Here is a 14,525-nt window from a genome sequence, read left to right as displayed (position 1 = left end):
GTCTTTCACTAGCGCAAGTGTTCAGCGCAGCGTCACTTGGGCTTAGGAACAAATGTCAGTCTCCTGACTGACGGCCTTGAAGTATCATCAATGGATGGACAGTTCACCTTAGACTTAGCAGACTACTTAGTAAAAGTAACTGCCAATTACTACTTGGCTCTGTTAATAAGTCGTACATATTTAGGATTAGCATATGAGTAATTGGTATCCAGACTTAATACCGATAATGCGTGAAGAGGATTATCATACACATTATTTAGGAGAGACAGAAAGTGGACTACTTTTTTTTGGTTATGATACTTTTGTGTTTCCCAATGGTTTTACAAATAATAATTGGGAAAATGAAAGACTTGAATACGCATTGGTTTACCTTTTTGACAACAAAGGAAATCATATAGAGACAAAGTACAAATGTGCCGGAAAAACAAGTGAAATTCAACCGCACAGAACCAATGAACTGCTTGAAGGATCGATATCTGAATTAGGAAGGTTTAAATTTAAAAATATCGAAGTGAAACCATTTAAAACAGAAATAGATGGGATTGCATTTGGATTAATTCCAAATGATGAATGTCAAATGATTGAGCTACAACCCAGTTCGACAATTGCTTTTAGTGAGCCTTGGGATGGCGAATATTGCACTTAATTTGTAAAAAGTTTAAAGAAATACTTGTACAATATTGCATACAGCTCATGATTGGGAGAGTGGTAAGTTCAAGCCTTTTAGCTATTAATCAATTGCATTTTAGATAACCAGGAAAGTGCTTCAAGAATTGCCAAAAGCCACTACGAAACGGTTGTAATAAGCATCACCCACTCAATTCAGCAGTTTTAATCCAATGGAATAATTGAAAGAATAACAGACTTCTGCCTACAAAAATTCGTCAGTCAGGAGACTGACACCTGTACGAAGGCACAAGTGGCGCTCCGCTTAACACTTGCGCCAGTTACATACGTGAAATTGATGAGCAATAACTTACATAAGAAAGCCCGGTTGAATTAATAACCGGGCTTTCTTATGAGCAGATGAGTGAAAAATTTAAAAAATTAGCTCGTTACAATAATTTTTGCAGCTTGGTTTTTAAAGCCATACTGGCTTCCATTAAAGGTAACCGCACAAACGGGCGGGCTATCCCTAACATTTCCAACACTGCTTTAACACCTACCGGATTGCTTTCTTCGTACATTAAGGGGTTAATGTCTACAAAATCGAGCAGGATTTTCGTGGCTTCCTGAAAATTGTTATCCAGAGCCAGTTGTACCATCTGGCAATATTTTTCCGGAAACGCATTAGCCAGTACCGAAATTACTCCCTCGGCCCCCACCGAAATCAAAGGTACGGTAAGCATATCATCCCCACTGATCAGCATAAAACCTGCGGGTTTGTACTTTACAATTTGCAGGCATTGTTCCAGGTTGCCCGAAGCTTCTTTGGTGCCGATGATGTTGGGGTGCTTTGCTAATTTAAGCGTGGTTTCGGCGGTTAAGTTACTGGCCGTGCGGCCCGGTACATTGTACAAAATAACCGGTACCGGGCAAGCATTCGCTATTTCCAGATAATGTTGGTAAAGCCCTTGTTGCGAAGGTTTATTGTAGTAAGGACTTACCGAAAGAATAGCGGCTACTCCGGTAAAATCAGTTTGCTTAATAATTTCCAGAACTTGTTGGGTGCTATTGCCACCAATACCAAAAACAACGGGCACTTTACCGGCTGTAAACTCTTTCACAAAAGTTAGAATATCTATCTTCTCGGTATCCGTCAGGGTGGGCGACTCGGCGGTGGTACCGTTTACCACCAAATAGTTTACACCGGCTTCTAAGTTAAAGTGAAGCAGCTTTCTTAAACTTTCGTAATCAACGGCTAAGTCCTGGGTGAAGGGGGTAATAAGCGCTACTCCGGTGCCGCGTAAACTTTTCATGCTTTAAATTTTGAAGAAAGAAGCTGTTTTGCTCAAAGCTTCATCCTTCAAAAGTACATAGAGCCTTAAAAATATCAAAACAGAAAATCCTACGGGATTAACTTTAACCAATAAAACTGGCTGATACTGGATTAAAAACTACTTACTCCAGGCTATTAGTTTATGTTGTAGTTTAATAATATTGCCGGAAAAGTTGTTTATTCTACATGTTTGCTTATCCATCGGTCACTTGGTCCTTCTCCTTCATAATATACTATATTTGCATCTCCAAATACTAATAAAGTTCCTGAACCATAGCCAATCACCTTTGCTAAAGCTAATGGCACTTCCATTCTTCTGGCATCAATTTCCCTGTTTTCTGAAATTACATAACAATTGGTTAACTTTTTTAAATTTTTCAGTTTCTCTTCCAATACATGCATCTCATTACCTTTGATTTCTTCAAAGTTTTTAAGCTGAGAACTGAAGTGTGCTAATTCATTGATAAATTTATGTCTGTTTTTTTCTGCCTGAATAAATGTAAGATACCTTTCATGTTTTTTATCAACAATAAACCGCCTGATAACTTTAGCTTCTAATTTTAGGTCCATTTGCGCCAAATATTATTAACAACTTGCCAATTCATGAATTAATTGATTGAAAAGTAGTTTTAATTAAGCTACCATATTTAAAAAATCAACTTCCGAGATTATTTTAATACCTAGTTCATTAGCCTTTTCTAACTTAGCGGGGCCCATTTTATCGCCGGCTACCAGGTAAGATAGTTTTTTAGAAATAGAACTTACTACCTTACCGCCATTTTGGGTAATTAGATCTTGCAATTCATCACGGCTATGGGTTTCAAAAACGCCAGAAATCACAAAGGTAAGACCCACCAGTTTGGTAGAAGTAGCAGCTTGGTTTTGATCTTCTTCGCGGCTAAACTGCAACCCCGCGGCTTTTAAGCGTTCTATAAGGCGTAAGTTTTCGTCGTTTTTAAAATAACTCAGAATAGACAGCGCAATGCGATCGCCAATTTCGGGTACGTTAATCAAATCTTCGTAACTGGCGGCTTGTAAAGTTTCGATGCTGGCAAACCGTTCTGTAATTTTGCGGGCCACGGTGCTGCCCACAAACCGGATGCCGATGGCAAACAACACCCGATCGTAAGGTACTTCTTTTGATTTTTCGAGACCGGCCAGTAAATTAGTTACGGACTTTTCGCCTAATCGCTCCAGGTGCACCAGTTGCTCGAATTTCAAATCGTACAGGTCGGCTACGTTGCGTAACAAGCCTTCGGTGTATAATTGCTCAATTGTTTCCGGCCCCAGGTTTTCAATGTTCATGGCCCGGCGGGTGATAAAATGCTCAATTTTGGCTTTTATCTGGGGCGGACAGCCGGTATCGTTGGGGCAGTAAAAATGCGCTTCGCCTTCGGTACGCACGAGCGGCGTGCCGCAAGCCGGGCAAGTATCGCGGTATTTTACCGGCTGGCTATCGGGTAAGCGCTGGGTTTTATCTACCCCGGTTATTTTGGGAATAATTTCACCGCCTTTTTCCACGAATAGCACGTCGCCTTCGTGAATATCCAAACGCAGTATTTCGTTGGCGTTGTGCAACGAAGCTCGCTTTACCGTCGTGCCCGCCAGTTGTACCGGTTCCAGCAAAGCTACCGGGGTTACCGCTCCGGTGCGCCCCACTTGGTATCGGATGCTTTGCAGCCTGGAGGAGGCGCTCATGGCTTTATACTTGTACGCAATGGCCCAGCGCGGGCTTTTGGCCGTATAACCCAGTTCTTCCTGCTGGTTAAAATTGTTTACTTTAATAACAATACCGTCGGTGGCAATAGGTAAACTAAAACGTTTGGTTTCCCATTCGTTAATGTAGGCCAGCACTTCGTCCAGAGTAGCGCATTTGCGGTACGTAGGCGATACCGGAAAGCCCCAGCGTTGTAAGGCTTCCAGCGACTCGGAGTGCGTTTCAAAGGGCAAGGGTTGGGCCAGCAAACTGTACATAAAGCAGCTTAGTTTCCGTTTCGCGACAACCGCGGAGTCTTGTAATTTTAAAGTGCCCGAAGTAGCGTTTCGCGGATTAGCCAGTAATAACTCGCCAATGTCTTCGCGTTCGGCGTTGAGTTGCTGAAAAACGGAAAACGGCATAAAAGCTTCGCCGCGTACTTCAAAACCGGTGGGGTAGTCGCCGGCTTGTAAATGCAAAGGCAAGGCCCGGATGGTCCGGATGTTCTGCGTAATATCGTCGCCGCGGGTACCATCGCCACGGGTTGCGCCTAAAGTTAGTTCGCCATTTTGGTAAGTTAAACTTACGGCTACTCCGTCAAATTTTTGCTCACAAATGTATTCAAAATCGCCTTCCAGCACTTTGCGCACCCGTTTATCAAATTCTCGTAAATCTTCTTCGGAGTAAGTGTTACTCAGTGAGAGCATGGGGTACTTATGCTTTACGGCCTTAAACGTTTTGGTTACAGTACCGCCTACGCGCTGGGTAGGCGAGTTGGGCAGCCGGTAAGCCGGATACTGCTGCTCCAGGCGGTTAAGTTCTTCCAGCAGCATATCAAATTCATAATCGCTTACTTCCGAAAGGCTGTTTTGGTAATATTGGTGGTTTAAATAATGAATGCGTTGGGTAAGTTCCTGAATACGGGCTTGCGCCTGAAGTTCGTTCATAAGGCCGGTATGGTTGGTTAAGTAAAACTACACATCCTACGTTTATTTTAGCAACCGGAACATCCAAAAATTAAAAAAGCTACCTTCCGGTAGCTTTCGGGTATAAGGCTTTTTTGATAAAGTTTATCTTACTTGTACGCCATCGGCCACAAAGGTTATTTCTTTTTTAGGTTGAACAATGGCTTTTATTTCGGCGGGTGATTTGCCGGCATCTTTCATATAATGCTGCTGGTCGGCTACCGAAATAACTTCCTGGTAAGCGGTGCCTTCAAATACTACTTCTTTCCCGTTTAAATTTTTAGGTACAAAAAAGCCGTAATCCCGGAAGCGTACTTTCATGCGGGTATCGTTGGTTAATTTCACGTCCATCCAACAACCTTTCACCTGGCATACGTCTTGCACCACGCCGGCTACTTTGGCTTGTACCGAATCTTTGCCGGCTAAAACCAAAGGTAATTGCGCCGCAGGAATAACCGTGGTAGCCGAAACCGGTCGGCCAAATTGTTTTAATTGGGCGGTTTTATCTTTAACCGGACTAGTTATTTGGGCCGTAGCCGGTAGCAGGCAGCCGGAAGCACTAAACAGGAGGGCAAACAGAAAGAGTGCTGGTTTCATGAGTAAAAGAATAAAGTGGTGAAGTTGTACGATACGGCTTACGTTTTTTAAAAATTACTGAAGTAAGCACGTAAACAAATTTACTAAGTTGAGAGTAGAAACAGAAGAAATAAGTTAAAAACAAGGGCTAACCAGCAGAAAGTTATGGGCATACTTAAAAATTTGCCGCTTTAAAAGATAGACTTACCCGATGCTTTTTTCTGAAAATTCTACTTGCTTCCGCAACGGTCTGATGAAATAAAGCAAATCTTTTTTAAAAATATTTAAAAAACCGGAGCCATAAGGAGTGGTTTTTTGTTATACCAACGTTACCTATTAAATAACTCTGTAGCGTACATAAAACCTATAGAAGCAGCCTTTTTTTAGTAAAACAGTAAGAGCAAATCGCTCGTTTTTAACGTTTATTTAGTAATTTGTCTGGTAGTAAGGCCGTAAGCGTTTATTCTAGCCTTTTGGGTTATGTTTAGCTACTACCAATGGAAGTGAGGCATTTATGGAACCGGATAAAAAAAACACGATTGGCACCTCCCAGAGTTCTACCTTTTCCCGCATAGAAAAGGTACATCCTTTTTTAATGATGCTGTATTTAGTGATGGTAGGGGTGTCGGTGCTGTTTTTAATTTTAATGGTAGCGTATATCCGAACCCGTTTGCTGGAAGAAGGGCCTATTAACCGGCATTTTCCGAAGTTTTTTAGTTTTAGTACCATCCTGATTTTGTGCAGTAGCTTTGTTGTTAGCCGTTCGCCTTATTTTTACCGCAAAGATGATTTGCTAAAATTAAAAATAACGTTGTGGGCTACTTTAATTCTCGGAATGGGATTTGTGTGGTCGCAGATAGCTGGTTGGCGCGAAATGGCGATGAACGGCATTGCTTTCCAAGGGGGTGGTTCGGGTACGTATATTTACCTGATTTCGGCATTACACAGTGTGCATTTGCTCGGTGGCTTTGTTTATCTTGCTTATATTCTCCTGAAAACTTTGCACGCCTCCTTAAATCCTATTCGTACTTTGGTATTTATTCGAAATCCGTACCGCCGGCAACAGGTAAATATGTTGTGTACTTACTGGCACTTCATGGATATTTTGTGGGTAAGTATTTACCTGGTTTTTCTTTTCTTTAATTATTAAGATTTAAATACAACCACCAGGAACCCGCATTTTTTAAATTAATTTAAATTCTGGGCTTTCTGGTAACCTTAACGGGCTTTGCAGCCATCGGGAATGGGTACCCATATATTGTATTTTCTCAGGGGAGCCAACAGTTCTGTTACCAGCTATGATTTTTCTTTAAAGACTTGGCAAGGTGCCGGAGAGCTACTCTGGCGAATAGCTTTCGGGTATCATTGCTTCTCCCCAGAATAGTTAAAGTCGCAGCTGGTTAAAATTTTAAAAAAAACATTTGATATCGGGTATAAGCTCAGGGTACCTGGTTATTAATGCACCAAGGTTACGTGACCTTTGTATTCTTTATTCGAGAATTTAATAAAATAGTAATAAACACCGTCGGTGGCATTCTGACCATTCCACTTAAATGCCCGGTTATTACTGGTATAAACCTGGTTTCCCCAGCGGTTAAATATTTCAATGCTCGCAAAAACGCTTTCGCAATAATCCGGTGGTAAGTTTGGCATTTCAAAAAAATCATTTAACCCATCGCCGTTGGGCGTAAAGATATTAGCCGGTGTAAAACTACTTGGTTTTTGGGGTTCAATCACAAAAGTTACACTTTTAATGGCCGCCGGATAAGCCTGGCAAGCATTTTCCTGCACCGAAAAATCTACTTTAAACATTTCCCGGTCTAATGATTTACAATCTGGTGTCCAGGAAAAAGCAGTACGGGCTGCCCCATTGCCAGATGCCGGAGTAAACTGCATGCCGTAATCGGCCATGTTAAATCCATCGCCGGTAGCGGACAAAACAATGGCATTGGCATCTGGGTCTAAACCAAAGATGGAATCGTTTACGGAACTGCCGTAAGGAATAGTAATGGTTTGCCCGGCAAGAAAAGTACGTATTTGTGGTGGTCCGTTTTGGTTTTCCGGCCGGACTTCTATGGTAGTAGTTTTTGTTACCGGCTGATTGCAAACCAGCGTAGTGGCTTCAAAATCGAGTATATAGCTCTCCTGACCCATCGTGGCGCAATTAATTTCCCAGTGGAAAGGAACCGTAACAGTGCCCGCTGCTGATTTGGCCGGAAAAGTAATTTTTTGACTAGCTTGATTAAAATTGCGGGGTTTTAGCTTTACCGCTACTACTTCGTTATCGGGGTCGCTGCCAATAACATCAAAATTTAAAATATCGCCCATTTTTGCTTTTATAATAGTATCGGCGGCGGTGGTACGAATGGCAGGAGGCTGGTTGGGCAAAGGTTCAGAAATTACCGCCAGGCGAATGGTATCTACTTTGGGCAGGCTGCAACCATTGTCTTTCACCAGTACATCTAGTAAGTATAATTTACCTTGCGAATCGAGGCACCCCGGAAAACAAACGGTTGCTTGCAGAGAATCTCTGGAACCTCCCCGGTTCACCACACCTTGGGTAATACTTAAAATCTGATCAGAAAGCGAGAAGTTAACGGGCCGGTAAGAAATAGTAAGAGGCTCATCCGGATCCGGGTCCGTCATAAAAATATCAATGCAGCGATTGCTGCCAGGCGTTAACCGCAAGGTGTCTCCTTCGCGGTAAAAAGATTTTTTGCCTTGTTCGCGGGCAGTTATCTGGGGCTTTTCGTTTTTCGGACAGTCTAAAACCAGTAATTGAAAGTCGCGGCGGGTTTCGCCAATTTTTACCTGATCGCGGTATTCGCTGCAACGCACCCCAAACACAAACAAGCCTATACGGCTGGGCTGCACCATTAACCGGCCCGTAAACCGATCGATGGAAACACTGGGGTTTCCCGGAATTTGATTATTAACGCCCAAACCCGCGGTCCAGCGAACCATCGGGTAAGGACCCGGCGACGGAAAAGGCGGCAAAGGTTCACCGGGTGTGCTAAAGCCGTTAAAGGGTGTTACCATTTCGTATACCAAAGAATCTTTATCGCTATCGGTGCCCCCAAAGTCATAATAAAACAATTCGTTTACGCAGGCATAATCGCTGAGGGGCGGGAACAATCTGGGCGATGAGTTTATAAAAGGCTGATTGTTTTTTACAACGGCCGGAAACTCCATATAAAAAGCCTGACCAGCATCTTGCGGCCGTTGAATATTGGAGATAACGTTATTGCGGCAACATCTTTCCCAGACTATATAATAACCCGCGGAGCTGTTGTATACATCAGCGCTTAATTGGATGGTGCTGGTGTAAATTAACTTGCTGGTACTTAAAGCGGCGCTGGTGCAGACAATTGAGGTATAAGCAACCGGAGTAGTGGCAGAAAGCGGCATGTATACTTCTTGAATCAGAAAGTTGGTGCGCTTGTCGAAAATACTGGCAACAACAGCTTGGTCCAATGCCCCCGGATTACCGTTAACATTATCGAAGTACATATTTAAGGTAAGCCGGTAACTAGAGCCGGAACGGTGTTCTAATTCAAATTCGCCCCCTACTATATGCGTAGCCCCTGCAAACCCAGCAAAACACGAAAAAAAAAGTAGAAATAGTAATCGTTTAATCATGTACTAAAAAACTAGAATACAGGACTAAACTACTAAAATTTTTAATAAAAACTGTTTAAATGCAGCAAATTAAAGAAAGCAAAATCTGCTTAGATCTGCGGTTTATGGCAACTAGTAAGGGTAGGCTTTACTTTGCCGAGGGCTGTACTAACAAGTACTGTAGTAATTCATCAAAAGGCTGGGCGGTAGAAAAAGCACCGTTCAGGTAAGAATTAGCAATAATGCGGATAAAAGAAGGCTGCGCATCCAACACAATATAATCTATACTTACATTCCCGTAAAGCTGATTGCAAATGGCACTGTTGTTTAAACAAGTAGGCGGAGGTGTGAAGTAATACTTATGGATAGTTTCAAATACATTATCTTTCTGATTAGTACGAATATCGGCGGCGTGTAAGCGATAACCCAGTTGCATGACCTGATCTTTAAATAATTCGTGCAAAAAACGGAAATTCTGTTCGCCAATACGGTCATCAAAGAAAAAAATCACCCCATTGGTGCCGGGTTGTTGCAGGCGTTCGAGTTTATAAGAAGGCCGGATACCGGCTTTAGCGAAATGGTACGCTTTAAACAAATCAGGGGTCCAGTTTAAATACGTTTTTTGTTGAAGCCAAAGGGCATAAGCTTTCTGGTCAGCACGGGTAAACCCCAACTGGCGTTTACAAGTTGCTAACGACTCTTTGCTTTTTCCGAAAAGATATTTAAAAGTGTGTAACAAAGCCCTTTCCCAATTAAAGCCAAACATTCAGCTGTGTAATTTAAATAACATTTCCGGGTTTAAATAGTTTAACACTTACTTAACAATAGCTCATAAATAGCTTCAAGAAGTTTAGTTCGGTAAGCAGTTATGCTCTAAAAACACATTAAGTAAGTTTACATTTTCTGCAGCGGTTCTACTGTTCGCCAAATAAACATCGTGCCATTAATAAAAACGTACGGCCTAAAATAAAATAGTGTAGTTGTTTCGTTTACATTTAATTTACATCACGAAACGATTTTTTAAAATTTCAGTATTATATTTTCCTTTTGCCGGCTGTAAAAATAAATAGAATAGATAAAAGCAATTAGTTTAAATTATGTTAGTAACGTCGAAAAATTTAGAGTTAAAACAACGTTTACTCGGCGAATGCCTGCGCATCCAGAATGTGCAAATTCAAACGGCTAAAAGCGCTATGGATGAGGCACAGGAAAGTGCGAACGAACACCAAGGAGCCGGTATCGAGGATAAATTTGAATCGTTTCGGGAAGCCTGCCAGATTCAGCGCGATATGTTTGCCAAGCAAATGGATGAAGCTATTACGGGTTTAGCCATTTTAAAGCGTATTGTGGCTACCAAAGAAAATAAAGTAATTACCCTGGGCTCGGTAGTACATACTAATCTGCAGAAATATTTCGTTTCGGCGAGTGTAGGCGAGATTAATTTAAATGGCGAAAAATACTTTGCTATCTCTACTATGTCGCCTATTTTTAAAGCTATGGCCGATAAAACAAGCGGCGATACTTTTACTTTCCGGGACAAGCAATACCACATTGAAGAAGTTTTTTAAATTTTTTACATGCAGCGCTCATAAAAGAATGGCAAAGCTGCATAAAGCAAAAGGGGAGCGCTAAAACGACTCCCCTTTTGCTTTATGCAAGAACAGAATGGTTTTACTTTACCCGCACCCAGTTTTGCGTACGACCAATAAGCGAGATGCCAATGTAGCCTTTTACTTCCATTTGGTCTTTACTTAAAACTTTCATGTAGCAAGAATACGTTTTACCGCTTTTAGGATCGTAAATAGTACCATTATCCCACTTGTTATCACTATCAGATTCAAAATTCTGCATAAAAATCAATCCCAAAATAGGCCGGTTTTGTAAATTCTTATCCGGGTTAGAACGGTCCAGTTTGGGTTTTCCATCGCGTAAAGGTTCTTTCAGCCAAACTATTTTGCCGCACAACTTACTGCCACATTTGTATATTTCGAATCGGGCTTCTTTATCTTCGTTGGTCCAAGTGCCAACGGGCGTATTATCAGCCGTTTGAGCAATTGCTAGTTTACTTACAGCTAAAAAAAGCACCAACACTAATAACAAGTTTTTCATACGTGTATTTTTCCAAATTTAGTAGGAAATATAGATAACTACCCGTCAATTTCCAAGCAACAAGGCTCCAGGGCTGGTTTATTTACTTATTCTAAACCGGTAAATTAGAGGCTTACTACTCTGAAATACCCGAGTGCATCAGAAAGAACAAATCTGGCGCTCCTTTTTCCGGTACAGTTCTCTGCTTTGTTATCTCTCTTTCGATAATGCTTGTGAAACTTAATTCATTTAGGATAGGCGTACCTATGCAACTTACTTACGGGAAGGAAAGTTTGCAAGAATAAAGGTTAGCTACCTGTAGTCTTATTCTGCTATTAAAATATCATAGAAATAGAAATTACAGTGAATTTAGAAGTACGGTTTATTTTTTAAATCTCAATTAATTATAACTTTCTAGTTTTCAACAGCTTGTATTTATTTGATGTTTTAGATTAATCTGGCCGTAAATAATTATAAATTTTAAGTAATTGATAGTGTTTAGGTTCCAAAAATATTTATAAAAAATTACCAAATTACTTTTGAACCTTCTGAATAAAATTTAACTTTATAAAATAGTAGTGAGTGCTACGGCTTACCGGCCGCGCCATAAGGTGCTTGGCAAACCCGGTAAGATATGTCGGATTTAAAGAAAGGAGGTACAAATGTCTAGTCCCAAACAAATTTTATCAGGTTTGAATAATGTTGTATCCTTCAACGGAGGTCTGTTGTAATTCGGTATTACCGGCAAAACAGATGAACATTATTTTTTAAGGTCTGAAAGGATCACTGGTCTGGAAACAGTCGGTAACTTGGTAAGATTTTAAAGGATTTATAGCCTGCCTGCTTCCTAAAGCAGGCAGGCTTTTTTGTGCCTTAATTCACCTGGTTCATCCACCAAAATTTAAAAAAGCCCGGTTGGTCATTCGTTGGTTTTCGCTTTTCGTTGTATCCGCACTACAATACGCGGCGCACTTGCAAAAAACGTTGTGCATACCCGGTAGAGTCAACTTTGCTGATTTTTACCCCGCCATTCGAGGAGGCGTGAATAAATTCCAATCCGTTAACGCCGTTATTCACTACAATGCCGACGTGGCCGGGAGTACGGTCGGCGATGGTAGTTCCCGTAAAAATAACTAGATCGGCTTTCCGACCTGCTGATAAGGGCACTGGCTCGCCTTCTTTGGCTAATAAGGCGGAGGAATGCGGTACTTCTAACCCAAAATGAGCAAACGTGTACTGTACAAATCCGGAGCAGTCGAAACCCGTGGGCTTTAATCCGGCTTCTTGGTAGGGCAATCCCTGGTGTTGTTGGGCAAACTGCACCAAGCTGTCCCGTAAAGCAGTAATAGAAAGTTCTCCTTTATAATTTTTATACAACTTGGAGGCCTCTCGGGTATCGGCATTTGTTGAATAGTTGGTTGATTTAAGGAAGGAGTTTTTGGTTTCAGTGGGCATTTCTCTGGAATCTCCGTTGGTGTCCCGTATATTTGCCGGACGCCAGAAGCCGTAAGCTACCAGCGCCAGTAATGTAATGCCAAAAAGTACCCAGATTAGTTTCATTTCTTTATGAGTAAGTCGCGGGTAATCTATAACCGTACAACTATTTTTTCTTGCTCTTTTATTTTAAAAATTTTAACTAAAAGCTTGCTTTATTTCTTACTTCCCATGTTTCAACGCTTCCGAATAGTATGCTTTTCCGTACTTTTTTTAATTTTTTTAATTGTTCCGGTCAAACTTTGGGCCATTGCTAAGGTTAATTACACCTTAAGCATGCCTGAGCCCCAAACCCATTATTTTACGGTAGAATTAATTTTCGACAATCCCGGAAAAGAGTACCTGGATGTAAAAATGCCGGTCTGGACGCCGGGCTCTTACTTAGTACGCGAATATGCCAAGAACGTAGAAGCATTTACCGCTACTGCCGGCAACCAACCCATTCGGTTTGAAAAAATAACGAAAAATACCTGGCGGGTATATGCGGCAAAAGCACCGCAGGTAAAAGTAACGTACCAGGTATATGCCTTTGAACTAACCGTACGAACCAGCTTCTTAAATGCGGAGCATGGCTATGTAAACGGAGCCAGTATGTTTATGTACCCGGATGGCCTGCAAAACGAAGCTTCTGAAATTAAGGTAGTTCCTTATAAAGATTGGAAAGTAGTCTCTACAGCGTTACCGGCCGTGGGTAACCAGCCTTTTACTTTCCGGGCTGCTAATTACGACGAGGTAGTAGATTCGCCGATTGAAATTGGCAACCACGAAGTATGGCAGTTTGAGGTAAATGGTATTCCGCACCGGGTAGCCATGTTCGGAGAATCCAACGCCAATAAGGAAAGATTTTTAGCCGATTTAAAAAAAATCACTGCTACCGCCATCCAGATTATGGGAGAATCGCCGCTCGACCGGTATTTATTTATTATTCATAATCTACCCGTGGGAGGTGGTGGCCTAGAACATAAGTTTTCGACTACCTTGCAGGTTAAAAAATGGGGCTATAGCACCGTGGCCGGTTATAATTCTATTTTGGGCTTAGCGGCGCACGAGTATTTTCATCTTTGGAACGTAAAGCGCTTACGCCCCGTTGGTTTAGGTCCTTTTAATTACGACGCCGAAACCTACACCAATTTGTTGTGGGTTTCGGAAGGGTTTACCAGTTATTACGCCAATGTAATTTTACGGCGTAGCGGTTTTTTAGGGAACGAACAATACTTGGCTACTCTGGCAGAAGAAATAAGCGCTTTGGAAAATGCTCCGGGCGTACGGGTGCAATCAGCCGCCGAGTCGAGCTTTGATGCTTGGATTAAGTATTACCGGCCCAACGAAAACTCGGCTAACGCGGGTACTTCTTATTACTCCAAGGGCGCGGTGATTGGCTTATTATTAAACTTAGAAATTTTGCATCGTACCAACGGACAGAAAAGTTTGGATGATGTAATGCGCCAGTTGTACCAGCAGTATTACAAAAAACTAGATCGCGGATTTACCGATGCAGAGTTTAAACAAGCCGCCGAACAAGTAGCCGGCAGTAAACTCGATGCCTTTTTCAGCGATTACATTTACGGAATTAAAACCCCTGCTTACGCTACTTTCTTTGGTTATGCAGGTTTAAATGTTGTGAACCAAAATGCCGGAAAACAAGACGCTAATTTAGGAGCCAAAGTTGCCTTGACAAGCGGGCGGCAACTCGTTACCGCGGTGGTGCGGGATGGCAGCGCCTGGAAAGGCGGTTTAAACGTAAACGACGAAATTCTGGCTTTAAACGGCTACCGTATCACCGACGACGTGAATCAATCGCTGGTAGGAGCCAGGCCGGGCCAGCCCATCAGTTTACTCGTGAACCGCGACGGGCAAATGCTTCATCTAGAATTTCCGCTGGTACCCTCCGAAGTGCGCAGTTACAAAATCAGCCTGAGTGACAAGCCTTCGAAGGAACAATCAAAAATAGTAGCTGCCTGGATGAATGGTAAGTAAAATGTTACTGGTCGCCGGGCCGAAATTTAAAAAAAACTGGTACAAGTTAAGGTGTTGGCCAGATTGACCTCCTTTAGTTATAGCTGGTACTTTGCTGGATACCTGTTCTGTATTGGGGTTAAGTGGTTAGCTGATAATTTAATTGTTGCTTAAAAAAGCAGATTAAGATTAA

Annotated in this window: 12 protein-coding genes; 4 read left to right on the top strand and 8 right to left on the bottom strand. The window is 41.9% G+C overall.

Annotation, left to right across the window (positions count from 1 at the left end; all coding sequences use genetic code 11):
* The first annotated feature begins 226 nt into the window (after window positions 1-226).
* A complete protein-coding gene (locus tag AHMF7616_RS18475; protein ID WP_147275727.1) occupies window positions 227-646 on the top strand; it encodes a hypothetical protein in 420 nt (139 codons plus the stop codon).
* 409 nt (window positions 647-1,055) lie between these two features.
* On the opposite strand, the gene dapA is transcribed toward AHMF7616_RS18475, so the two are convergent.
* From dapA to AHMF7616_RS18455, 4 genes are all read right to left on the bottom strand, one after another.
* A complete protein-coding gene (dapA, locus tag AHMF7616_RS18470; RefSeq protein ID WP_115374224.1) occupies window positions 1,056-1,919 on the bottom strand; it encodes a 4-hydroxy-tetrahydrodipicolinate synthase in 864 nt (287 codons plus the stop codon).
* A 197-nt stretch (window positions 1,920-2,116) separates the two neighbouring features.
* Window positions 2,117-2,518 (bottom strand): hypothetical protein, encoded by a 402-nt coding sequence (locus tag AHMF7616_RS18465; protein ID WP_147275726.1) that lies wholly within the window; start codon window positions 2,516-2,518, stop codon window positions 2,117-2,119.
* Between the two features lie 54 nt (window positions 2,519-2,572).
* Window positions 2,573-4,582 (bottom strand): NAD-dependent DNA ligase LigA, encoded by a 2,010-nt coding sequence (gene ligA / locus AHMF7616_RS18460; RefSeq protein ID WP_115374222.1) that lies wholly within the window; start codon window positions 4,580-4,582, stop codon window positions 2,573-2,575.
* A 123-nt stretch (window positions 4,583-4,705) separates the two neighbouring features.
* The gene (locus AHMF7616_RS18455; RefSeq protein ID WP_115374221.1) at window positions 4,706-5,197 is read right to left on the bottom strand and encodes a DUF4920 domain-containing protein; all 492 of its coding nucleotides are present in this window, start codon (window positions 5,195-5,197) and stop codon (window positions 4,706-4,708) included.
* Between the two features lie 493 nt (window positions 5,198-5,690).
* Here AHMF7616_RS18455 and AHMF7616_RS18450 point away from each other — a divergent pair, with 493 nt between their 5' ends.
* A complete protein-coding gene (locus AHMF7616_RS18450) occupies window positions 5,691-6,326 on the top strand; it encodes a cytochrome c oxidase subunit 3 (protein WP_233507636.1) in 636 nt (211 codons plus the stop codon).
* Between the two features lie 305 nt (window positions 6,327-6,631).
* Here AHMF7616_RS18450 and AHMF7616_RS18445 read toward each other — a convergent pair whose 3' ends face one another.
* Window positions 6,632-8,815, bottom strand: coding sequence for a T9SS type B sorting domain-containing protein (locus AHMF7616_RS18445; RefSeq protein ID WP_115374220.1), 2,184 nt, complete (start codon window positions 8,813-8,815; stop codon window positions 6,632-6,634).
* Window positions 8,816-8,942: 127 nt separating this feature from the next.
* On the bottom strand, window positions 8,943-9,467 hold the full coding sequence (locus tag AHMF7616_RS18440; RefSeq protein WP_147275725.1) for a hypothetical protein: 525 nt from the start codon (window positions 9,465-9,467) through the stop codon (window positions 8,943-8,945).
* A gap of 424 nt (window positions 9,468-9,891) precedes the next feature.
* Between AHMF7616_RS18440 and AHMF7616_RS18435 the strand changes: the two genes are divergently transcribed.
* Window positions 9,892-10,362, top strand: coding sequence for a hypothetical protein (locus AHMF7616_RS18435; RefSeq protein WP_115374218.1), 471 nt, complete (start codon window positions 9,892-9,894; stop codon window positions 10,360-10,362).
* Between the two features lie 103 nt (window positions 10,363-10,465).
* On the opposite strand, the gene AHMF7616_RS18430 is transcribed toward AHMF7616_RS18435, so the two are convergent.
* Together AHMF7616_RS18430 and AHMF7616_RS18425 are read right to left on the bottom strand one after the other, a co-directional pair.
* Window positions 10,466-10,903, bottom strand: a complete 438-nt coding sequence (locus AHMF7616_RS18430) for a DUF2147 domain-containing protein (protein ID WP_115374217.1) — start codon at window positions 10,901-10,903, stop codon at window positions 10,466-10,468.
* A gap of 933 nt (window positions 10,904-11,836) precedes the next feature.
* On the bottom strand, window positions 11,837-12,442 hold the full coding sequence (locus tag AHMF7616_RS18425; protein WP_115374216.1) for a C40 family peptidase: 606 nt from the start codon (window positions 12,440-12,442) through the stop codon (window positions 11,837-11,839).
* 105 nt (window positions 12,443-12,547) lie between these two features.
* Here AHMF7616_RS18425 and AHMF7616_RS18420 point away from each other — a divergent pair, with 105 nt between their 5' ends.
* Window positions 12,548-14,353 (top strand): M61 family metallopeptidase, encoded by a 1,806-nt coding sequence (locus tag AHMF7616_RS18420; protein ID WP_115375683.1) that lies wholly within the window; start codon window positions 12,548-12,550, stop codon window positions 14,351-14,353.
* Window positions 14,354-14,525: the final 172 nt, after the last annotated feature.

The organism is Adhaeribacter pallidiroseus (assembly GCF_003340495.1).
Taxonomy (GTDB): Bacteria; Bacteroidota; Bacteroidia; order Cytophagales; family Hymenobacteraceae; genus Adhaeribacter; species Adhaeribacter pallidiroseus.
This window is presented reverse-complemented; position numbering and strand designations above follow the sequence as displayed.

Coding starts and splice junctions, on each gene's coding strand:
- AHMF7616_RS18455 (WP_115374221.1), bottom strand. CDS start 5,197: ATGAAACCAGCACTCTTTCTGTTTGCCCTCCTGTTTAGTGCTTCCGGC.
- AHMF7616_RS18445 (WP_115374220.1), bottom strand. CDS start 8,815: ATGATTAAACGATTACTATTTCTACTTTTTTTTTCGTGTTTTGCTGGG.
- AHMF7616_RS18475 (WP_147275727.1), top strand. CDS start 227: ATGCGTGAAGAGGATTATCATACACATTATTTAGGAGAGACAGAAAGT.
- AHMF7616_RS18450 (WP_233507636.1), top strand. CDS start 5,691: ATGGAACCGGATAAAAAAAACACGATTGGCACCTCCCAGAGTTCTACC.
- dapA (WP_115374224.1), bottom strand. CDS start 1,919: ATGAAAAGTTTACGCGGCACCGGAGTAGCGCTTATTACCCCCTTCACC.
- AHMF7616_RS18425 (WP_115374216.1), bottom strand. CDS start 12,442: ATGAAACTAATCTGGGTACTTTTTGGCATTACATTACTGGCGCTGGTA.
- AHMF7616_RS18435 (WP_115374218.1), top strand. CDS start 9,892: ATGTTAGTAACGTCGAAAAATTTAGAGTTAAAACAACGTTTACTCGGC.
- AHMF7616_RS18430 (WP_115374217.1), bottom strand. CDS start 10,903: ATGAAAAACTTGTTATTAGTGTTGGTGCTTTTTTTAGCTGTAAGTAAA.
- AHMF7616_RS18420 (WP_115375683.1), top strand. CDS start 12,548: ATGTTTCAACGCTTCCGAATAGTATGCTTTTCCGTACTTTTTTTAATT.
- ligA (WP_115374222.1), bottom strand. CDS start 4,582: ATGAACGAACTTCAGGCGCAAGCCCGTATTCAGGAACTTACCCAACGC.